Here is a 19,761-nt window from a genome sequence, read left to right on the forward strand (position 1 = left end):
CATGCTTGCAGAAATTATAACCATTGGCGATGAGATACTCATCGGCCAGATTGTAGACACAAACTCTGCCTGGATGGCGCAGCAGTTAAACGCCATTGGTGTACGCATTAAGCAAATTTCGTCGGTTTCAGATGATCGCCAGCATATACTGACTGCTTTGGCAGAGGCGCAGCAGCGTGCAGATATTGTTTTAATTACAGGCGGATTAGGCCCTACCAAAGATGATATCACTAAAAAAACGCTGGCCGATTATTTTGGCGTGGGCTTTGTTGAAAACGCTGAAGCGTTAGCCAACGTAGAGCGTATTTTTGCCAAATATAATCGTCCATTGTTAGAGGTTAACCGTCAGCAAGCATTGGTGCCTGCCAATTGCGGGGTGCTTAATAATCAAAATGGTACGGCACCCGGCATGTGGTTTAATCATAACGGTAAGATATTCGTGTCTATGCCGGGCGTTCCGCATGAGATGATGTATATGGTTGAAGAGCAGGTAATCCCCAAACTAAAGGCCACTTTTAAGTTACCCGTTATTATTCATAAAACTATATTAACCGTAGGCGAGGGAGAGTCGTTTTTGGCTGAGCGTATTGCAGATATTGAAGAAGCATTACCTCCCTATATCAAGTTGGCTTACTTGCCAAAACTTGGGCAGGTGCGTTTGCGCCTGAGCGGTTACGCTGATGATGAAGCAATATTACAACAGGAAATAGATACTCTGGCAGCCCATCTTACCGATCGTTTAGGCAGTGTAGTAGCAGCGCAAGAAGATATTGCTCTGGAGAAAGCCATTATGAACAAGCTGGAGCAACTCGGTCAAACCATATCTCTTGCCGAAAGTTGCACCGGTGGCTACCTTGCGCATTTGTTTACGCAGCACCCCGGCTCATCTAAAACGTTTTTAGGGGGCGCCGTGTCTTATTCTAATCAGTTAAAGGAGAGTATATTGGGTGTTACAGAAGATAATTTACGCCAGTACGGTGCGGTAAGTGAGCAAACAGCCACACAAATGGTGGAGGGCGCATTGCGCAACTTTAAATCAGACTATGCTATTGCGGTTACCGGCATAGCTGGCCCCGATGGTGGTACGCCCGAAAAGCCTGTTGGCACCGTTTGGATAGGCGTGGCGGGCAAAGGGAATATAGTGGTTAAAAGGTTTGTTTTTGGCAACAAGCGCCGTCAAAATATTGAGCGCACGGCCATCACTGCACTCGGAATGTTGAATACTTTACTTGCAGCTCAGTAAAACTAACAGATAAATAAGTAATTTTGGCCATAAATTGTAGAGATTAAACATGGCGAAATACCAGCTGCTGCTGCCAAAAATGGGCGAAAGTGTTGCCGAAGCAACGGTGATTAACTGGCTTAAAAATCCCGGAGATAAAATTGATGCCGATGATGCGGTAGTAGAGATTGCTACCGATAAGGTTGACTCTGAGGTACCCTCGCCGGTTAGCGGTGTGCTGGTTGAACAATTGTGCCAAAAAGATGAGGTAGTACAAGTAGGCAGTCCTATAGCTATTATTGAGGTAGAGGGTGAAGAACAGCATGTGGTTGAAGCCGCCCCTGTTTCATCACAACCTGAAGCGCCGATTATGGATCCGGAGCCGGTTCCTGAAGCTGTAGTGGAAAAAGAAATACCGGGTTTGGAGCACCTGACCAAGCCTGATGTGCCGGCCATACAATCATCAGGTATTCGTTTTTACTCGCCGTTGGTACGCAACATTGCCAATCAGGAAGGCATCACTCAGGCAGAGCTTGACGGCATACCAGGCACCGGCGCCGAAGGTCGTTTAACTAAAGATGACCTTTTAACTTACCTTGAGAAACGCCAGCCATCACCTGCTCAGGCACCACAGGCATTGGCTGCAAGCTATGCTCCAAAGGCGGCACAGCCGGCTTATACACCACCACCCACACAAACTTACCGTACCTCTGGCAGTGACGAGATCATTGAAATGGACCGCATGCGCCGCTTAATTGCCGACCATATGGTAATGAGCGTTCAAACTTCAGCGCATGTAACCTCTTTTGTAGAGGCCGACGTAACAAATTTAGTTTACTGGAGAGAGAAGATCAAAGCTAAGTTTGAGGCCCGCGAAGGAGAAAAGATTACATTTACACCTATATTTATTGAAGCTGTGGCAAAAGCTATTGCCGATATGCCAATGATCAACGTATCTGTAAACGGTACCCAGATCATTAAAAAGCGAGATATTAACATAGGGATGGCTACTGCGTTGCCCAATGGTAATTTAATTGTACCGGTTATTCGCCGCGCCGATACGCTTAACCTTACCGGCTTGGTTAAGAGTGTAAATGACCTAGCCAACCGTGCCCGTTTGAATAAATTACGGCCTGATGATACAGCCGACGGTACTTTCACGGTTACTAACATAGGTATGTTTGGTAATATTATGGGTACCCCCATTATTAACCAACCGCAGGTGGCCATTCTGGCTATTGGTACCATCAAGAAAAAACCTGCCGTATTGGAAACCCCAACCGGTGATGTAATCGCTATACGCCACATGCTGTATTTATCCATGTCGTATGACCATAGGGTAGTAGACGGCGCGTTAGGCGGTTCATTCCTGAAGCGTGTAGCTGATTATCTGGAGCATTGGGATTTGAACAGGGAGTTATAAAAACAAGCCAACTTGTGTGCTGCTGTAATGTGTGCTTAATTGCTAGTGAAAGAGTGACGTTTTTTTATCAAGTAGTATTAAAACTACCGGTATCAAAAAGGTTATAAGCCAAACCAGCCAGGCAATTGATCTATTTCTTTTGTTATTAAAGTCACTGTCTTTGAACTCATTGTATATCCTTTCCGATTTACCATCCTTTAAACAAAAGACATAAATGAATCCAAATGACAGGAAAATACTTGTTGCTTCATAAATTAGGCGGCTTTGATACGAGTATCCGCTAAAAAATTTTATAATCCACGTTAAGGTTAAAAGCAGGCTAAAGATGCTTAGTCCCATCACCAAGGTTGCTCTGAACCAATATGGAGCATCATTCCTGAAGTTCCTTTTAACGAAGTGGTTGTAGAAGGTGAAATAATAAAACCGTATTAACATGATAAATCCAATTATTCTTTCCTGAAGGAATTCTTTCAATGATCAAAGTAATTCATTCCCAATTACATTACTTCGATTGGGAATAAAAATTATAAACATTAAACAACCGCAATCATATCTTCAGATCTGCGCCTCAATAAATATTTTTAATAATACTTGGTATTTTAAAATATTACGCATTACCTTTGTGCAACGGTTTAAATACCATAATCAATTACCCTCCGTAGGTTTTTGATTTATAAAGAAGCGGCGAGAGATCAGGCTCACTGACCCGCTGGCAACCCTCCGATGAACGGAGAAGGTGCCAATTCCTGTCCCGGTTTGGATATACAGCCGGGGGATATAAGTTAATAGCCATGAAACGATTTAACTGCTACAACACTACTGCTAATTTATTAGTTACCCCAACGGGTACGCCATCAACCTGCAATATAGCCAACGGCTTTATGAGCATGTGTTGCTGTTAGAGGCACAACACGTACGTCATTTCCTGCATTACTTAATGCAATAATGTAACGTGTTTACGCTCAGGCACCGCTATAGCCTGTCCGTACGCCACCTCCGCTTATAGCAAATTCAACAAGTTTTAAGCACAAATCTAAACAGCAACAACCATGTCAACTTCATCTTTAAAATTCGAAACTTTACAGTTACACGCCGGTCAGGAAGCCGACCCTACAACCGGTTCGCGGGCAGTGCCCTTATACCAAACCACCTCATACGTATTCAAAAATGCCGAGCATGGCGCTAACCTGTTTGCCTTAAAAGAATTTGGCAACATCTACTCACGTATCATGAACCCCACTACAGATGTGTTCGAAAAACGTATAGCAGCATTAGAGGGTGGGGTGGCAGCGTTGGCAACCGCGTCGGGGCAAGCGGCACAATTTTTAGCGCTTAACAACATCTTACAAGCAGGCGATAATTTTGTTACCTCCCCGTTTCTGTATGGCGGCAGTTATAACCAGTTTAAAGTAGCCTTTAAACGACTTGGCATTGAAGCCCGCTTTGCGAAAGACGACCAGGCCGAAAACTTTGAGCCATTAATTGACGAGAAAACTAAAGCCATTTACTTGGAAACCATCGGTAACCCAGGCTTTAATGTACCCGATTTTGACAAGATAGCTGCACTGGCCCGCAAGCACGATTTGCCGTTGATAGTTGACAATACCTTTGGCGCAGGAGGCTACCTTTTTCGCCCAATAGAGCATGGAGCCAATGTGGTGGTAGAAAGTGCTACAAAATGGATTGGCGGCCACGGTACTAGCATTGGCGGTGTAATAGTAGATGGGGGCAACTACAACTGGGGAAATGGCAAGTATCCACAATTCAGTGAGCCATCAGATGGTTATCACGGTTTAGTTTTTTCTGACGTATTTGGTGTTAACGGGCCGTTTGGCAATATTCAATTCATTATTCGTGCACGGGTGGAAGGGCTGCGAGATTTCGGCGCTTCACAGTCGCCATTTAATTCGTTTTTACTGATACAAGGGTTAGAGACACTTTCATTGCGTGTGCAACGCCATGTTGATAATACACTTGAACTGGCCACCTGGCTGGAGCAGCACCCGCAGGTAGCTAAAGTAAATTATCCGGGTTTAGCGTCGTCACCCTACCACACATTAGCTAAAAAATACTTAAAAAATGGTTTTGGCGCTGTACTCTCATTTGAGTTGAAAGGCAGCAAAGAGAATGCTGCAAACTTCATTAACAGTTTGCAGCTAGTAAGCCACCTGGCTAACGTGGGCGACGCTAAAACGTTGATTATTCAGCCAGCTGCAACCACACATCAGCAGTTAAGTGATGTGGAGCAGGCTGCTGCCGGTGTTACGCCAACGCTTTTACGCGTAGCCGTTGGCATTGAGCATATGGACGATATAAAAGCCGACTTTGAACAGGCATTTGCGAGCATAAAGTTGCAAGAGGCTCAGCTGGCCGAACTTAACTAACCGGCAGGCAGCTGAAAATTAACATGCCGCCGCAATAGATTTAATTTGATTAATAGTATGACTGGTACCGCTTGTAAGCCAGGCGGGCCGGTTTAAAATAACAATGAGTATACAGACATACCGATACAACGGCACTTTTGAACTGGAATCAGGAGCGAAACTGGAGAACCTTGAGATAGGCTATCATACTTATGGCCGGTTGAACGAAGCCAAAGATAACGTGGTTTGGGTTTGCCACGCCCTAACCGCCAACTCAGATGTGTTTGACTGGTGGAAAGGTTTGGTAGGCGAGGGTTACTTTTTTAATCCTGACGAACATTTTATCATTTGCGCCAACGTATTGGGATCTGCTTATGGTACTACCAGCCCGTTAAGCATTAACCCGGCTACTGGTCAACCTTACTACCTATCTTTTCCGCAGTATACCACGCGGGATATGGCCAATGTGCACCGCTTACTTGCAGCGCATTTAGGTATCAAAGATATTTGGGTGTTGATAGGCGGCTCATTAGGCGGCCAGCAGGCATTGGAATGGAGCATTATAGAACCTGAACGCATTAAGCAGTTGATTTTGATTGCCACTAACGCTAAACACTCGCCCTGGGGCATTGCCTTTAACGAGTCGCAGCGCCTGGCACTTAACGCCGACGCTACCTTTAACAACGGAACACCTGACGGCGGCAGCGCAGGTCTCAAGGCAGCCCGCAGCATGGCCCTTCTATCATACAGAGGTTACAAGGCCTATAATATCAAACAGCACGAAGAAGATGATAACATCACCGATAATTACCGCGCTTCGAGCTACCAGAGCTACCAGGGCGATAAGCTGGTGAACCGCTTTAATGCCTACAGCTACTGGTACTTAACCAAGGTGATGGACTCGCACCATGCCGGTCGTAACCGCGGCGGATTAGAGAAAGCGCTTGGCACTATCAAAGCGCAGACGCTGGTTATCGGCATTAAGTCTGATATTTTGTTCCCGGTAGAGGAGCAGCAATATTTATTTCAGCATATACCAAAGGCAGCTTACGCTGAGTTTGACTCGTTTTATGCGCATGATGGCTTTTTAATAGAAACAGAAACCCTGACTAAGATCATCTCTTCATTCATCAAAACCGATGTAAGAGGGAAAATTATTGAATTACAAAAGATAGCTTAATGAGTAAAAAACTAACTATTGGTTTATTTGGATTTGGCGTTGTTGGACAAGGATTATATGACATCATCAGAACCAAAAAACTGAATATTGAGATAAGAAAGATTGCCATAAAGGACCCTAACAAACAACGAACCTTACCTGCCGAACTTTTCACAACCGATCGCGACGAAATTTTAGAAGATCCGGAAATCAATACCGTTGTTGAGCTGATCAATGATACCGAAGCCGCTTTTGAGATCGCATCAAGAGCTTTATCTACCGGTAAGAACGTAGTATCAGCCAGTAAAAAAATGGTGGCCCTTCATTTACAGGAACTCATTAACCTGCAAAGGGAACACGGAACCTCTCTGCTTTATGAAGGTGCCGTGTGCGGTAGTATTCCCATCATCCGTAACCTGGAAGAATATTATGATAACGAACTGCTGCATTCTATAAGTGGAATTTTTAACGGTTCTTCAAACTATATTCTTTCTAAAGGTTTTATCGAAAACCTGGATTACGATACCGCCCTTAAACAGGCTCAGGACTTAGGCTTTGCCGAAACCGACCCAACTATGGACGTAGGTGGTTATGATGCAAAGTTTAAGCTGGTTATTGCCGCCGCCCATGCCTACGGCATAGTGGTTAAGCCCGAAGAAGTGCTGAACATAGGCATTCAAAATCTATCGGCTTATGATTTGCAATACGCCCGCGAAAAAAAGTTGAAGATTAAATTGGTGCCTGTTGCCAAAGAACTTGATGATAAGCACGTAGCGCTTTTTGTGCTGCCCAAGTTTGTAAACGATACCGAGTTTTTATACAACGTAGAATACGAATACAATGGCGTAACCGTACAGGCCGCATTTGCCGACCAGCAATTCTTTTTTGGTAAGGGGGCAGGCGGTCACCCGACAGGCTCGGCCGTGCTGTCAGACATTGCCGCATTGCGTTATGGGTATGGTTACGAGTATAAAAAGGCGCACGAGAAAGCACAGGATTTGAACTTTAGCAATGATGTGGAACTAAATATTTACCTGCGTTACGAAGACGAATACCTGGTGCAGGATTTAGGCTTTATTCATATTCATGAACGCTTCTATTCGGGCGATTTTAAATTTGTTAAAGGAAAAATTAATTTGAAAAATCTGATTATTCATCAGCAACGTATATCTGATAGCAAGGCATTCGTTGCCTTCGCCGATCAGCTAACGGGGGTCAGTTTAGCTACGGCGTAATAGATATAGTTAGAGTTTTTTAGTAGATTTCTGCTAACTATTGATTAATTGCAAAAGGCTTCTTTATAGAAGCCTTTTGTTGTTTATACTTAAACTACATCGTTTCAATGGCATCCGGGTTCCTTGGCTTCCAGATAGCGTAATAGTATGCCAGGCAAAATACGCCCATCATAAACGGGAGCAGCGTGAGGTTTTTGTAAGTGATATGACCATAAACGGTGTGCGTATCAAATCCCAAAAATTCGCTGATCATCCAATACGAGTTGGCGCTTATCCAAAAGGTTATAGCCAGGTTGTGGCACAGTTCAGCCACCATATCGCGGGTACGGTAGGCAATCACAATAGAAATAAACAAGGTAGGGATAATCATAACCAGCCCTAAAGGTTTCCACACCAGGCACCAGCCAATATCTTTCAATAGCCAAAAGACAATGTGCAGGTTCTCCATTTTACGGTACTTTAAGGGAATAGAATATTGATCCATGTGGCTAAAATAATAAGAAATAGTATATTTATATAAGCCGTTGCAACACTGGTATGCCAACCCGTCAATTAAAGAACATATTGCTATATTTGTAACAAGTAATTGACAGTCCGCTTTTAATGTCTAAATTTTTAAAGCTGTTCAGCAACCGGATTTTTGTAACCATTATTTGGTTTGGGCTGAGCTTTTTCGCTATCCTGAAACAGGCGCTTCATCAGCATATCAACAACTATTATATCTATAAGTATACGTTCATTAACCTGGTACACCAGGTTAATTTGTATGCGCCTCAGCCCAAGTATTTTTTAGATACCAACCATTACGGTCCATTGTTCGCGCTTGTAATAGCGCCCTTTACCTTACTGCCCGATACCCTTGGTTCCATTTTATGGGTAATGGTAAATGCGTGGGTGTTGTACCAGGCTATATTGCTTTTGCCGCTATCGGTCACTCAGCGTACGGCCGTGTTGCTCATTTGCGCTCACGAGCTTATGACATCATCTTTTAACGTGCAGTTTAACCCCATGATGGCAGGGATTATTGTGCTGAGTTATGTATTCATCAGGCGCAGGCAGGATTTTTGGGCAGCGCTGTTAATTGTAGCCGGTACCTACATTAAGCTTTACGGCATTGTGGGTTTGGCATTTTTCTTCTTTTCAGATAATAAGCTGAAATTTATTCTGTCGCTTATATTTTGGGGTATTGTGCTTTTTGCGCTGCCCATGCTGTTCTCGTCACCATCGTTTGTAATGCAAAGTTATTACGATTGGTACGCCAGTTTGGTAGAAAAGAATGCGCTTAACGCTACCTCAACCATGCAAGATATAAGCGTGATGGGTATGATACGCCGTATCTTCCAATATCCGCAGCTGTCAAACCTCATAGTGATGGTACCGGCCTTGTTGTTATTTGGTACATCTTATTTAAAAATACACAGTTACCGGCAAGCGCCTTATCAACTGTTGCTTTTAGCATCTACGTTGATTTTTACCGTAATTTTCAGCACCGGGTCCGAATCGCCTACTTATATCATAGCTTTTGTAGGTGTAGCCATATGGTACATGAACCTGCCCCGGCCGGTTACCACGTTGGAGATTGGCTTGCTGATATTCGCGCTGGTTATTACCAGCCTGTCACCATCAGACCTGTTTCCTAAATTGATCAATAAAACCTACATAAAGCCATATGCATTAAAGGCACTGCCTTGCTTTGTGATATGGCTCAGAATAATATATGAAATTTTAACCCGGAACTTTAACCGGCAACCAGTTTACGTGGCCCAATAGATGAGAAAGAAGATTTCTGTAGTGATTCCGTCTTTTAACGAAGAAGGAAATATCGAGGTTTTAGCTGAACGTCTTGTTACAGTTTTAAAAACCATAAACTACGATTATGAAGTGATTTTTGTGGATGACGGCAGCTCCGATGGAACCTTAAACAGTTTGAAAGCGCTGGCGGGATTAGACAACAACCTGTATTACTTGGAATTGTCGCGCAATTTTGGTCACCAAAATGCGTTGAAAGCCGGCTATGATTATGCCGATGGCGATGCCATTATCAGTATGGACAGTGATATGCAGCACCCGCCCGAAATGATTCCGCAGTTTTTGGAAAAATGGGAGGAAGGGTACGACGTAGTATACACCTGCCGTGAGTATCAGGACGAAGCCACTTTCTTTAAAACCAAATCGTCTGATCTTTTTTATGGTGTGCTTAATTCACTTTCAGATACTAAGCTGGAAAAAGGCACGGCCGATTTTAGGCTCATTGACCGTAAAGTGGCCAACGTACTAACCAGTTTAAACGAGAACGGCTTATTTATACGGGGCTTGGTTAAATGGCTTGGTTTTAAGCAGTACGGCATACATTATATATGCGAGGCCCGGTTTTCGGGCAAGAGCAAATATAACCTTAAAAAGATGGTTAATTTTGCCATGCAGGGCATCACCGCATTCAGCGTAAGGCCGCTGTATATAGCCACGGGTTTGGGTATGTTCTTTTCTGTAATGGCGCTGCTGTATATGCCTTATATATTAATCAGCTATTTTTCGGGCGATGCAGTTTCTGGCTGGGCATCCATGTTAACTACCATTGTATTTTTTGGTGGTTTACAGTTGATGGTACTGGGCATCATAGGTACCTATCTGGGTAAACTGTTTATGCAGGCCAAGCAGCGGCCTAATTATATTATACGTTCTACCAATTTACAACGCATTAACCATGATCTTGCTAAGCTTTGATATTGAGGAATTTGATATGCCTTTTGAGTATGGCAAGAGCATTCCGTTCGAAGAACAGCTTTCCATATCAACCACCGGCACTTTAAGCATTTTAAAAGTATTGAAAGATGCCAGCGTAAAGGCTACTTTTTATACAACGGCCAATTATGCACAGCATAGGCCCGAGATAGTGATGCAAATTATTAACGAAGGGCATGAACTGGCTTCGCACGGCTATTATCATTCCGATTTCAAACCGGAGCACTTGCTGCAATCTAAACAAAAGCTGGAAGAGATTAGCGGTGTTCAGGTAACCGGCTACCGCATGGCACGTATGATGCCGGTAGACGAGCGCGAGATTGAAAAAGCGGGTTATGTATACAATTCATCCATCAACCCTACCTGGTTGCCGGGCAGGTACAATAATTTTAGCAAGCCGCGTACCTGGTTTTACCACCATAACGTGCTGCAGTTACCCTCATCGGTATCACCGGTTGTTCGCTTTCCTTTGTTTTGGTTAAGCTTTCATAATTTGCCAATGGCTCTCCTAAAAATGCTAAGCGCAAGTACGCACCGCAAGGATGGTTACCTCAACCTGTATTTCCATCCATGGGAGTTTACCGACCTGAATCAGCCTGAGCGTTTTGGTTTTCCTGGTTATGTGGTGCGCAATAGCGGCGATCCGTTCATTAAGCGCCTGGCCGATTTTATAGCCTGGGGGCTAAAAAAAGGTTATCCTTTTGGCAAAACAGGCGACTTTGTAACTATGGTAAGAAAAACCGGAAAGTCGCCGGCATAACGTTTTTTTTACGATTTGTACACGCAGTAAACTTAAGCCATCACCTGGCTTCAAGGGCAGCTTGCATGTCTTCAATCAGGTCGTCAATATGTTCTAGCCCTACCGAAACGCGCAGCAGATTTTGAGGCGTTTTAGTATCAGGGCCTTCGATAGCTGCACGGCGTTCAATCAGGCTTTCAACACCGCCCAGGCTGGTAGCTGAGGTAAAGAGTTTAGTATGGCTTAATACCTTTTCTGCCGCTTCCTGCCCGCCTTTTACCATAAAAGAAAGCATACCGCCAAAGCTCAGCATCTGGCTTTTTGCCAACTCATGTTGTGGGTGTGAAGGCAAACCCGGGTAAAGCACCTGCTCAACCTGGGGGTGCTGCTCTAAAAATTGGGCCAGCAATTGTGCGTTGTGCGTATGGCCGCGCATACGGTAGGGCAGTGTTTTAATACTCCGCGTAAGCCAGTAGCAATCGCTTGGTGAAGGTATGGCGCCACCCATTTGCTGTACCTGCAGTATGCGTTGCCACCAGGCACCGGTTTGTGCAGTAATTAAAGCGCCGCCAGTTAAATCACTGTGGCCACCCAGGTATTTGGTAGTAGAGTGCATCACCAGATCGGCACCCAGGGTTAAGGGCTGTTGTCCTAACGGACTAGCAAACGTATTATCGCATGCTACCTTAATGTCACGCTCGTGTGCTATAGCAATTACCTTTTTAACATCGGTTATTTTTAACAACGGGTTTGAAGGGGTTTCAATCCAAACTAAGCCGGTATCAGCGTTGATTGTGGATCGTAATAACGCCTCATCATTGAGGTCAATAAAATCAAACGTTAAAATGCCCTCAAACAGCTCTTTTAACTGGTTGCGCAACCCATGATACATATCACTAGGTGCTATAATATGCGTGCCAGGCTTAAGCGACTGAAACACCGCCATACCGGCGGCATTGCCAGATGAAAAGGCCGCAGCGTCAGCACCGCCTTCTAATCGGGCCAGCACAGTTTCTAATGCGTTACGATTGGGATTACCCGCCCGGCTGTAGCTGTAGCCCTTACTGTATCCGCCATCGGCATCGCGCTCAAATGTAGTGGCTAATACGATGGGCTGTATAACGGCAGAGGTAGCGGTATCTGTATGGTTGGCGGCGTGTATGGCCAGCGTTTCAATCTTCATTAAGGCTATATTTATATATGGTGGCAAATGTAAATAATTGAGTGCTTAGCAGGTAGATTATAACCTAAAGAGTTGGCGAGCTAACAAGAGTTTTACAAGAAACTGATGTTTACTCCGGCCCGGATTTACAGCAGATTATTTTTATGTTGCGCAACATTTTGGCTGTTCGCATGTACACCCGCCAAACTTTCTATCGTTTTTAGGTCGATAACTGCTGAATAAATTTATATTTGCCACGTTAGGGTAGGCATAACTACCGGTATTGGAACAATGATTAATAATAGCACCGAAGCAAGCGAAAAGTACGAGCTGGTAGTGGGTTTGGAAGTACATGCGCAGCTATCAACCTTAAGTAAGGCCTTTTCGGCCGATAGTGCCGAGTTTGGCGCAGGTCCTAATGAGCACATCAGTATGGTATCGTTAGGTCACCCCGGAACCTTGCCGTTTTTGAATAAAAAAGTAGTGGAATACGCCGTGAAGTTAGGCTTCGCCTGCAACGGGCAGGTTAATCGATTCAACAACTTTGCGCGCAAAAACTATTTTTATGCCGACTTGCCCAAAGGCTATCAGATAAGCCAGGATCAGCACCCGATTATTACGGGCGGCCATGTAACCGTAAAACTGCATGATGGCACCCAGCGACAAATTGCCATACACCATATTCATATGGAAGAAGATGCGGGCAAAAGTATGCACGATCAGCATGATACGCATTCACTTATTGACCTTAACCGGGCCGGAGTGCCCCTGCTCGAAATAGTATCAGAACCCGATATTCACAGCAGCGAAGAAGCGGTACAATATCTCACCGAAATGCGCAAGCTGCTGCGTTACCTGGGCATTTGCGATGGTAACATGGAAGAAGGGAGCATGCGTTGCGATGCTAATATCTCTGTACGTTTAAAAGGTGCCACCCAATTGGGCAACCGCTGCGAGGTAAAGAACCTGAACTCGATACGCAATGTACAGCGCGCCATTGAGCATGAGTTTTTACGACAGATAGACATTATAGAAGCAGGTGGTTATATTGACCAAAATACGCTGAATTTTAATGCCGATACAGGCGAAACATCTGTTCTGCGCAGCAAGGAGATGGCTAATGATTACCGCTATTTCCCCGAGCCCGACCTGCAACCGTTGATGTTGAGCGAGGAATACCTTGAGAAAATTCGGCAAGGTATGCCCGCGTTACCCGAGGAGCTTTACCACAAGTATATTGAGCAATTGGGTCTATCGCCGTATGATGCATCAGTAATTACGGCCGATCATGACCTCGTGACATATTTTGAGCAATTAATAGCTTGTACAGCTAACTATAAATCGGCGGTCCACTGGTTAATGGGTACAGTTAAATCGTACCTTAATGAGCATCACCGAACCATTGATTCGCTTACTTTAACTCCGCAGCAACTAGCAGGCATAATTGAATTAGTTGATGCAGGCAAAGTAAACAATACAGTAGCCTCTCATAAGATATTTCCGGCACTGTTGCAGGATGCCACTAAAACGGCTGAACAGGTTGCTGCAGAGCAGAATCTGATCATCAGTGATAACGGCGACGAACTGGATGTTTTCATTAAAGAAGCACTGGCCAAGTTTCCGGATAAAGTGGTTGAATACCAAAAAGGTAAAAAAGGCGTATTAGGTTTATTCATGGGCGAGATTATGAAACGCTCCAAGGGTAAGATAGATCCGCAAAAAACAAATCAGCTTTTAATTAAAGCACTACAAGCTCAATAATGAAGAAACACATCATTACCTGCAGCCTGGCGTTAGCCGTCATGGGTATGTATTCCTGTAAAGATAAATCGTCCTTTACTATTAAAGGTACCATCAAAAATCCCAGCGAAGCTAAAAAGGCTTACCTGCTACGTGCTGATACTTCTCAAGTGAGCATCATCGATTCTGTAGAGCTTTCGGACGGAAAGTTTACGTTCAAAAACCAATCGCCAACCGCCAACCTATTTAAGGTACGCGTAGGCGGAACGCTGTTTGACCTGATTGCACAAAACGGCGATGATATATCTTTTGAGACAGACTTAAAAAATGAAGGCCATGCTTACACCGTAACCGGTTCGCAGGAGTCTGACAAAATTAAGGAGTTTAACACCTTCAGCAACAAGTACGGCGAAATGAACTCTAAGGTTGTGAACGAGTTTCAGGCCAAGGCACAGGAAACCAAAAATCAGGATTCACTGCTGAAGATTTACCAGCCCATGTTTGAAAAGAACATGGCCAATTACAGCACCGAGGTATTGCAGTTTATAGACAAGAACAAAAGCTCATTGGCTGCTTTTTACGCTGCTATGTCGCTTGATCCTTATAAGTATGAACCTCAGTTGGTTGCGTATGCCGATGGCTTGGAAGGCAAGTTTAAAGAGAATGCCTCCGTACAGCAATTTGTGAAGCAGATGGCAGCAGTTAAGCCAATCTCAGTGGGTCATAACGCACCTGAGTTTACCACTAAAGGCATTGACGGCAGGCCGGTTAAATTATCTGATTACAAAGGTAAATATGTAATGATTGATTTTTGGGCATCATGGTGTGCGCCTTGCCGTCAGGAAAATCCTAACGTTGTGCGCCTGTACAACCAATACAAAGGCAAAGGCTTAAATATCTTGGGCATATCTTTAGATGAGGAAAAGGCCGCCTGGCAGCAAGCTATAGCAGCTGATAAGCTAACCTGGCAGCATGCGTCAGACCTGCAAAAGTTTGAAGGACCAACTGAACGGCTATACCATATTGAGGCCATTCCATCTAATTTCATTATAGATCCGCAGGGAAAGATTATTGCCAAGAACTTATCAGGCAAGAGCTTAGAAGAGTTTTTTAACAAAACCTTCGCTAAACTTTAAGTAAATATTAAGCATTAACAATTTATTAACAATGGTTTAACCATTTGCTTTTCTTTTGGTATTACCTTTATGCCAAAATTCGACCTGATGAGCACTACAGCGAAACAAAAGATATTAATTGTTGATGACGAGCCTGATATATTAGAGTTAATTGAATATAACTTAAAGAAAGAAGGTTATCAGGTTCATTTAGCCCATAATGGACAAGAAGCAGTTGCCGAAGCAAAGAAAGTTTTGCCTGATTTAATTGTGCTGGACATTATGATGCCTAAGATGGACGGCATAGAAGCCTGCCGTATTATGCGCACCATGCCCGAGTTTAAAAATACTTTTATGGTGTTTTTAACTGCCCGCAGCGAAGAGTATTCGGAAATTGCAGGCTTTAACGTAGGCGCTGATGATTACATAGCCAAGCCTATTAAGCCCCGTGCCCTTGTGAGCCGTATAAACGCCATACTGCGCCGCAATGCTGGTACTGATGAAGTGTCTGACAATAAGCTTGAGGTAGGTGACCTGGTTATAGATCGTGAAAGCTACCTGGTTTATCAAAAAGGTGCTAAAGTAGTGCTTGCCAAAAAAGAATTTGAATTACTTTACTTGCTGGCATCAAAACCCGGAAAGGTTTACACCCGCGATGTGATCCTTAAAAATATTTGGGAAGACTCTGTAGTAGTTACCAACCGTACCATTGATGTACACATCCGCAAACTACGCGAGAAGTTAGGCGAAGACTATGTGTCAACGGTTAAAGGGGTAGGATACAAGTTTGAGTATTTGCCAACTATTGCAAATTAATAATTTAGAAATATTAAACAAGGCGCTTATCTCATCAGGTAAGCGCCTTGTTGTTTTATCCACTGCTACCTATTAAATAACCAACATTATGTCAACGAAGAAGAGATGTTCTAATAGGCAGCCAATTATTTCTATCAAGCAGGTAAATCTTACTTTTTAGTTGTCGCTTTTTTCTTAGCCACAGATGTTGTTGCTTTCTTGGAATTGATCTTTTTAACAACGCTTTCTGCTTTAGGTTGTGTGGCTGCCATAGCTGCAGTTTTTTTTACATCAGCCAAATTAACCTTAGCCTTTTTTAAAGATGGTGCCGTGTCTCTCACTAGCTGCTTGGCAGCCGATGGTTTCCTGGCAGCCGGTACTTTTTTAGCGCTCACCTTCTTCTTAATATCCTCAATCTTATCCTCTGCTACATCTTTTAAGTCCTCTGCTTTGTGAGCGGCAGTGTCCCACATATCGCTCACAGCAGTTTTAACTTTGTCAAACAAGTTCTCTTGTTTCGTTTTTACCGGCCTTGCTGATTTTGTACTCATGGCATTGTTCCTTTAAATTTTTGGACAGTAGTTATTTAACTCATTGGCTAGTAGTTTGTTTCTGTTTTAAATGCATAATCTTGCAACTGCTGCTGCAGTGACTTAAAGTATTGCGATAATAACCGTATTTTTGTACCCTATTTGTAAGTATGAAAATTCCGAAGTTTACTGACCTCATTATATACGAAGACGATAACCTGTTTGTAGTGAATAAACCGCCATTCATCAGCTCGCTTGATGAGCGTGGCGATGGCAGCAGCGAGATCAGCATGCTTAGGCTGGCCAAAAATTATTGGGAAGATGCACAAATTTGTCACCGCCTGGATAAAGAAACATCAGGCGCGTTAATTATTGCTAAAAATCCCGAAACTTATCGTTTAGTATCTATGCAGTTTGAGCGGCGCCAGGTAAAGAAAGTATACCACGCCGTTATAGAAGGCACCCACGTGTTTGATGATTTGCTGGTTGATCTGCCTATTCTCAACACCGGTAAAAACACGGTGTCTATAAGTCGGCAGGAGGGTAAACGTGCCGAAACGTGGTTTCAGTCGTTAAAATATTTTAAACATTATACTTTGGTAGAATGCAGACCGGTGACAGGCCGCATGCACCAGATCCGTATTCATTTGGCAACCCAGCGCGCATCCATAGCCGGCGATGAAATGTATAAAGGCAAGCCGGTATTCCTTTCGCAGCTCAAACGTAAATACCATTTGGGTAAAGATCAGGAAGAACTGCCTATCATGAAACGCTTTGCCCTGCACGCCTTCGAGTTAACGTTTAAAGTTAGTGAGGAAAAACAAGTGGTTATCAATGCTCCATATCCAAAGGATTTCGAAACGTTATTAAAATTACTGGACAAGTTTGATAGTTAATAAACAGTAAAGACAGAAGGTATCGTTAGAGGACTACTGCCGCAGTTTGTGAATGTGTGTTAAGCGTCTCGTAAACATACGGTTTCCACCTGCTGCGTACAGTAACGTTCATAATAATTAATCGAACTAACTATTTCTTCTGATAGATTAAAAAGTGCTGCATAGGCAAGCCGGCTTTATCTTTTACAAAGGTAAAGCCGTTAGCAGTTAGCTCTTTGCTTATTTGCACTGTAGTAGTTTTGTGCAGCTCCTTGATAGGCACTTCAGGATCTTCACCTTTATATTCCAACATTACTATTTTGCCGCCAGGCTTAAGTGCTTTGTACAAGGCTTGCAAGTACTCATGCGGATACTCCAGCTCATGGTAAACGTCAACCATCAAGGCCAGGTCAATACTGCTGTCAGGTAGGTTAGGGACTTTTTCCATACCCTTCACCACCTCTACATTTGTTAGCTTTAATTTCTGGCTGCGTTGCTTCAGGTAGTCCAACGCTTCGTCCTGCAATTCAATGGCCAGCACCTTTTTTACTTTCGGGGCAATCCTGAAGGTATAAAAGCCAGTCCCTGCACCAATATCGGCCACAATGCTTTCTTTATCAACCGGTAAATACTTAACCGCCAACTCTACATTTTCTTCCTGGTTCCGCGTATCTCGCTCCAGCCAGCCAGCGCCGCTAAAGCTAATTACTTTCGCTATCTCGCGGCCCTTGTACATTTTGCCAATACCGTTTGGCGATGGCTTTTTGTATGTATAAGCTGAATCTTTTGATTGTGCAGACTGCTGTTGGTTTGTTGCTTGATGCTTGGGATGTTCGGTGCAGCAACTTAAAAATAATAAGGCAGATAACAGGCTGAATTTATAGTTTAACATGGCTTAAGCAGGTTTACGTTAAAGCAATGCTAAATTACCTTATTTGTTTGATAAAGGTATAATCAAATGCACAGCTTTTGTAATCCATATTGCCTTTACGACCAAAAGCCCTGACACTTAATTTGATTTGATTGATAGCCCTGCTTTCGAAGCAATTTGCGCATTTGGGTAACCATATGGCTGTTACCAACAATATAGAACAGTGTGTTTTGTATGGAGCAAGTCTGTTCCAGCAACCATTCTGTTAACGAATGATGACCACAAACATCAGTACGGGGTATAGGTTGCAATGGCGATTTAAAAAACTGCTTAAATAAGCTTCGGTTTTGGTCGTTGTCAATAATAATAGCACCTGAAAACCGGGTTTGGGGCAATGTAAGCTGTTGCATGGCCAGCAGGTGGCCTATGCTGCTTTCGTCGCCCAGGCATATTACGGCCGATGTGGAAGAGGGGGTTTGCCGTGTACTATTAGTGCCCAGGTAGCTTATTTTATCGCCTTTTTGTAACTGTTGCGCCCAGCGACTGCCAGGGCCCGCATGTCCGGCGTCTATAAACAGGGTGCAGGTTTGCGTTTCAGCGTCCCAGCCGGATGGGGTGTAATCGCGGTAGGTAAGATCATCGACCTTACACTTCATGTATGGAACTTCGTTCCAGTCGTCCATAACGGTTTGCGGTAAATGGAGGTCTACCTCTATAATGGTTGATGGTTCCCATTTACGTACTTCTAATACCGTTCCGGTTTTTGCGAGTTTGCCATCAATTAAGTTGGCCGCTTTTTTTCTAAAGTGTTGCAGGAATTTGTCGGTCATTGTATAAGATTTATGATTACAAAGAAACCGTGATAATGCCAGCTGGCAAATAGATAAAGCGGGGTATAGATTGGACTATTTTCGGTAAAGCTCCCGAAAAGCCAGCGGTGTTATTTGGTTAGCCTTTTTAAAAAGGCGCGAAAAGTAAGTATGGTCATCATAACCGAGCTGGTGTGCAATTTCCTTAATATTGAGTTGGCTATAATAAAGCAGTCGTTTAGCTTCAATCATCACCTCATGCAGTATCCAGTAAGATACAGGTAAGCCTGTAATTTTTTTTAAAGCCTCGTTTAAATAAGATTCCGATATGTGAAGCAGCCTTGCATAAGCAGCCGGACTTTTGATGCTCATAAAGTTTTCGGTAAGCAGCTTTTTAAAATTATGTGCAATAAGCATTGGGCGGGTAGTGGTTTGTACCCCGTTTATCTGGTCGCTGTACAGGCATGCGGTCATCGCTAAAAAGGAGTTAAGCAGCCCTTGTGTTAGGTGTGTAGAAAAGGCTTTGTTATTATTGCTACTAAACTGCTGGTGTAGAAATTCGACTATGGTAACAAATCGCTGGTAATAATCTGCATCCAGCAACCTTGGTTGTTGCATAAGCAGCCCATTCTCTAATACGGTTCTAAAATCTACCGAAATGAGCGACGTATCAACAGCAAGGAACCAGCCTGCCGCGCTCACACTTTTTATACCATGATGTACTTGCCCAGGTAAAACGTAATAGACAGACGTTGCAGCAATGCAGATCTCTGTAAAATCGACCATAAGTGAAGCTTCGCCTTCTTCCATTAAAAAAAAGATGTAGTGGTCATCGCGATGTGCTCCCAAGCGCATGCCATCTTTTTTAAAACCCTTGTCGCCCGAATGCCAAATTTCAAAGCCTAAGCCTGTGCTGCTTTGCAGCTTATGAACGGGGATATGTTCCATGTGTATAAGGTGAGCTGCAAATAAAACAAAAAA

Annotated in this window: 18 protein-coding genes and 1 riboswitch; of the genes, 12 read left to right on the plus strand and 6 right to left on the minus strand. The window is 43.7% G+C overall.

The genetic code is table 11. The features are described from left to right. Position 1: 1 nt before the first annotated feature. From ABDD94_RS09370 to ABDD94_RS09390, 5 genes are all read left to right on the plus strand, one after another. Positions 2-1,243: a competence/damage-inducible protein A gene (locus ABDD94_RS09370; RefSeq protein WP_345955640.1), complete on the plus strand. Its 1,242-nt coding sequence runs from the start codon at positions 2-4 to the stop codon at positions 1,241-1,243. 49 nt (positions 1,244-1,292) lie between these two features. After that, positions 1,293-2,645 (plus strand): dihydrolipoamide acetyltransferase family protein, encoded by a 1,353-nt coding sequence (locus ABDD94_RS09375; protein ID WP_345955641.1) that lies wholly within the window; start codon positions 1,293-1,295, stop codon positions 2,643-2,645. A gap of 668 nt (positions 2,646-3,313) precedes the next feature. Further along, a riboswitch (SAM riboswitch) is annotated at positions 3,314-3,429 on the plus strand. 265 nt (positions 3,430-3,694) lie between these two features. Further along, on the plus strand, positions 3,695-5,029 hold the full coding sequence (locus ABDD94_RS09380) for an O-acetylhomoserine aminocarboxypropyltransferase/cysteine synthase (RefSeq protein ID WP_345955642.1): 1,335 nt from the start codon (positions 3,695-3,697) through the stop codon (positions 5,027-5,029). 103 nt (positions 5,030-5,132) lie between these two features. Then, positions 5,133-6,188 carry a homoserine O-acetyltransferase gene (gene metX, locus ABDD94_RS09385; RefSeq protein ID WP_345955643.1) on the plus strand — a complete coding sequence of 352 codons (1,056 nt, stop codon included), beginning with the start codon at positions 5,133-5,135 and terminating at the stop codon, positions 6,186-6,188. Beyond that, positions 6,188-7,402: a homoserine dehydrogenase gene (locus tag ABDD94_RS09390; protein WP_345955644.1), complete on the plus strand. Its 1,215-nt coding sequence runs from the start codon at positions 6,188-6,190 to the stop codon at positions 7,400-7,402. The genes metX and ABDD94_RS09390 overlap by 1 nt, the downstream gene beginning before the upstream one ends. Positions 7,403-7,496: 94 nt before the next feature. Here the strand turns inward: ABDD94_RS09390 and ABDD94_RS09395 are convergent, their stop codons facing one another. Then, the gene (locus tag ABDD94_RS09395; protein ID WP_345955645.1) at positions 7,497-7,886 is read right to left on the minus strand and encodes a hypothetical protein; all 390 of its coding nucleotides are present in this window, start codon (positions 7,884-7,886) and stop codon (positions 7,497-7,499) included. 119 nt (positions 7,887-8,005) lie between these two features. Between ABDD94_RS09395 and ABDD94_RS09400 the strand changes: the two genes are divergently transcribed. From ABDD94_RS09400 to ABDD94_RS09410, 3 genes are read left to right on the plus strand one after another with little or no spacing between them, the layout of a single operon-like run. After that, positions 8,006-9,172: a glycosyltransferase family 87 protein gene (locus ABDD94_RS09400; RefSeq protein ID WP_345955646.1), complete on the plus strand. Its 1,167-nt coding sequence runs from the start codon at positions 8,006-8,008 to the stop codon at positions 9,170-9,172. Beyond that, positions 9,173-10,126 (plus strand): glycosyltransferase family 2 protein, encoded by a 954-nt coding sequence (locus ABDD94_RS09405; RefSeq protein WP_345947878.1) that lies wholly within the window; start codon positions 9,173-9,175, stop codon positions 10,124-10,126. Further along, positions 10,107-10,904 (plus strand): polysaccharide deacetylase family protein, encoded by a 798-nt coding sequence (locus ABDD94_RS09410; protein WP_345955647.1) that lies wholly within the window; start codon positions 10,107-10,109, stop codon positions 10,902-10,904. The genes ABDD94_RS09405 and ABDD94_RS09410 overlap by 20 nt, the downstream gene beginning before the upstream one ends. Before the next feature lie 40 nt (positions 10,905-10,944). Here ABDD94_RS09410 and ABDD94_RS09415 read toward each other — a convergent pair whose 3' ends face one another. Beyond that, entirely contained in the window at positions 10,945-12,066 is a 1,122-nt protein-coding gene (locus tag ABDD94_RS09415; RefSeq protein WP_345955648.1) for an aminotransferase class V-fold PLP-dependent enzyme, read from the minus strand. 270 nt (positions 12,067-12,336) lie between these two features. Between ABDD94_RS09415 and gatB the strand changes: the two genes are divergently transcribed. The 3 genes from gatB (at position 12,337) to ABDD94_RS09430 (ending at position 15,716) form a co-directional block, all read left to right on the plus strand. Further along, entirely contained in the window at positions 12,337-13,806 is a 1,470-nt protein-coding gene (gatB, locus tag ABDD94_RS09420; protein WP_345947875.1) for an Asp-tRNA(Asn)/Glu-tRNA(Gln) amidotransferase subunit GatB, read from the plus strand. Further along, the gene (locus ABDD94_RS09425; RefSeq protein ID WP_345955649.1) at positions 13,806-14,921 is read left to right on the plus strand and encodes a TlpA disulfide reductase family protein; all 1,116 of its coding nucleotides are present in this window, start codon (positions 13,806-13,808) and stop codon (positions 14,919-14,921) included. The genes gatB and ABDD94_RS09425 overlap by 1 nt, the downstream gene beginning before the upstream one ends. Before the next feature lie 69 nt (positions 14,922-14,990). Continuing rightward, positions 14,991-15,716 carry a response regulator transcription factor gene (locus tag ABDD94_RS09430; protein ID WP_345947873.1) on the plus strand — a complete coding sequence of 242 codons (726 nt, stop codon included), beginning with the start codon at positions 14,991-14,993 and terminating at the stop codon, positions 15,714-15,716. Between the two features lie 149 nt (positions 15,717-15,865). Here ABDD94_RS09430 and ABDD94_RS09435 read toward each other — a convergent pair whose 3' ends face one another. Continuing rightward, positions 15,866-16,246 (minus strand): hypothetical protein, encoded by a 381-nt coding sequence (locus ABDD94_RS09435; RefSeq protein WP_345955650.1) that lies wholly within the window; start codon positions 16,244-16,246, stop codon positions 15,866-15,868. Positions 16,247-16,395: 149 nt separating this feature from the next. Here ABDD94_RS09435 and ABDD94_RS09440 point away from each other — a divergent pair, with 149 nt between their 5' ends. Next, positions 16,396-17,121 (plus strand): RNA pseudouridine synthase, encoded by a 726-nt coding sequence (locus ABDD94_RS09440; protein ID WP_345947871.1) that lies wholly within the window; start codon positions 16,396-16,398, stop codon positions 17,119-17,121. Positions 17,122-17,251: 130 nt separating this feature from the next. Here ABDD94_RS09440 and ABDD94_RS09445 read toward each other — a convergent pair whose 3' ends face one another. From ABDD94_RS09445 to ABDD94_RS09455, 3 genes are all read right to left on the minus strand, one after another. Then, positions 17,252-17,992 carry a class I SAM-dependent methyltransferase gene (locus tag ABDD94_RS09445; RefSeq protein ID WP_345955651.1) on the minus strand — a complete coding sequence of 247 codons (741 nt, stop codon included), beginning with the start codon at positions 17,990-17,992 and terminating at the stop codon, positions 17,252-17,254. A 95-nt stretch (positions 17,993-18,087) separates the two neighbouring features. After that, positions 18,088-18,801 carry a siderophore-interacting protein gene (locus ABDD94_RS09450; protein WP_345947869.1) on the minus strand — a complete coding sequence of 238 codons (714 nt, stop codon included), beginning with the start codon at positions 18,799-18,801 and terminating at the stop codon, positions 18,088-18,090. Positions 18,802-18,876: 75 nt separating this feature from the next. Continuing rightward, positions 18,877-19,728: an AraC family transcriptional regulator gene (locus ABDD94_RS09455; protein WP_345955652.1), complete on the minus strand. Its 852-nt coding sequence runs from the start codon at positions 19,726-19,728 to the stop codon at positions 18,877-18,879. Between the last annotated feature and the right edge of the window lie 33 nt (positions 19,729-19,761).

The organism is Mucilaginibacter sp. PAMB04168 (genome assembly GCF_039634365.2).
GTDB lineage: Bacteria > Bacteroidota > Bacteroidia > Sphingobacteriales > Sphingobacteriaceae > Mucilaginibacter.

Bases quoted from the DNA above. Each gene is read 5' to 3' on its own strand.
- ABDD94_RS09415 (WP_345955648.1), bottom strand. From the start codon at position 12,066: ATGAAGATTGAAACGCTGGCCATACACGCCGCCAACCATACAGATACC.
- ABDD94_RS09450 (WP_345947869.1), bottom strand. From the start codon at position 18,801: ATGACCGACAAATTCCTGCAACACTTTAGAAAAAAAGCGGCCAACTTA.
- ABDD94_RS09380 (WP_345955642.1), top strand. From the start codon at position 3,695: ATGTCAACTTCATCTTTAAAATTCGAAACTTTACAGTTACACGCCGGT.
- metX (WP_345955643.1), top strand. From the start codon at position 5,133: ATGAGTATACAGACATACCGATACAACGGCACTTTTGAACTGGAATCA.
- ABDD94_RS09455 (WP_345955652.1), bottom strand. From the start codon at position 19,728: ATGGAACATATCCCCGTTCATAAGCTGCAAAGCAGCACAGGCTTAGGC.
- gatB (WP_345947875.1), top strand. From the start codon at position 12,337: ATGATTAATAATAGCACCGAAGCAAGCGAAAAGTACGAGCTGGTAGTG.
- ABDD94_RS09440 (WP_345947871.1), top strand. From the start codon at position 16,396: ATGAAAATTCCGAAGTTTACTGACCTCATTATATACGAAGACGATAAC.
- ABDD94_RS09375 (WP_345955641.1), top strand. From the start codon at position 1,293: ATGGCGAAATACCAGCTGCTGCTGCCAAAAATGGGCGAAAGTGTTGCC.
- ABDD94_RS09435 (WP_345955650.1), bottom strand. From the start codon at position 16,246: ATGAGTACAAAATCAGCAAGGCCGGTAAAAACGAAACAAGAGAACTTG.
- ABDD94_RS09395 (WP_345955645.1), bottom strand. From the start codon at position 7,886: ATGGATCAATATTCTATTCCCTTAAAGTACCGTAAAATGGAGAACCTG.
- ABDD94_RS09425 (WP_345955649.1), top strand. From the start codon at position 13,806: ATGAAGAAACACATCATTACCTGCAGCCTGGCGTTAGCCGTCATGGGT.
- ABDD94_RS09430 (WP_345947873.1), top strand. From the start codon at position 14,991: ATGCCAAAATTCGACCTGATGAGCACTACAGCGAAACAAAAGATATTA.
- ABDD94_RS09390 (WP_345955644.1), top strand. From the start codon at position 6,188: ATGAGTAAAAAACTAACTATTGGTTTATTTGGATTTGGCGTTGTTGGA.
- ABDD94_RS09405 (WP_345947878.1), top strand. From the start codon at position 9,173: ATGAGAAAGAAGATTTCTGTAGTGATTCCGTCTTTTAACGAAGAAGGA.
- ABDD94_RS09445 (WP_345955651.1), bottom strand. From the start codon at position 17,992: ATGTTAAACTATAAATTCAGCCTGTTATCTGCCTTATTATTTTTAAGT.
- ABDD94_RS09400 (WP_345955646.1), top strand. From the start codon at position 8,006: ATGTCTAAATTTTTAAAGCTGTTCAGCAACCGGATTTTTGTAACCATT.
- ABDD94_RS09410 (WP_345955647.1), top strand. From the start codon at position 10,107: ATGATCTTGCTAAGCTTTGATATTGAGGAATTTGATATGCCTTTTGAG.
- ABDD94_RS09370 (WP_345955640.1), top strand. From the start codon at position 2: ATGCTTGCAGAAATTATAACCATTGGCGATGAGATACTCATCGGCCAG.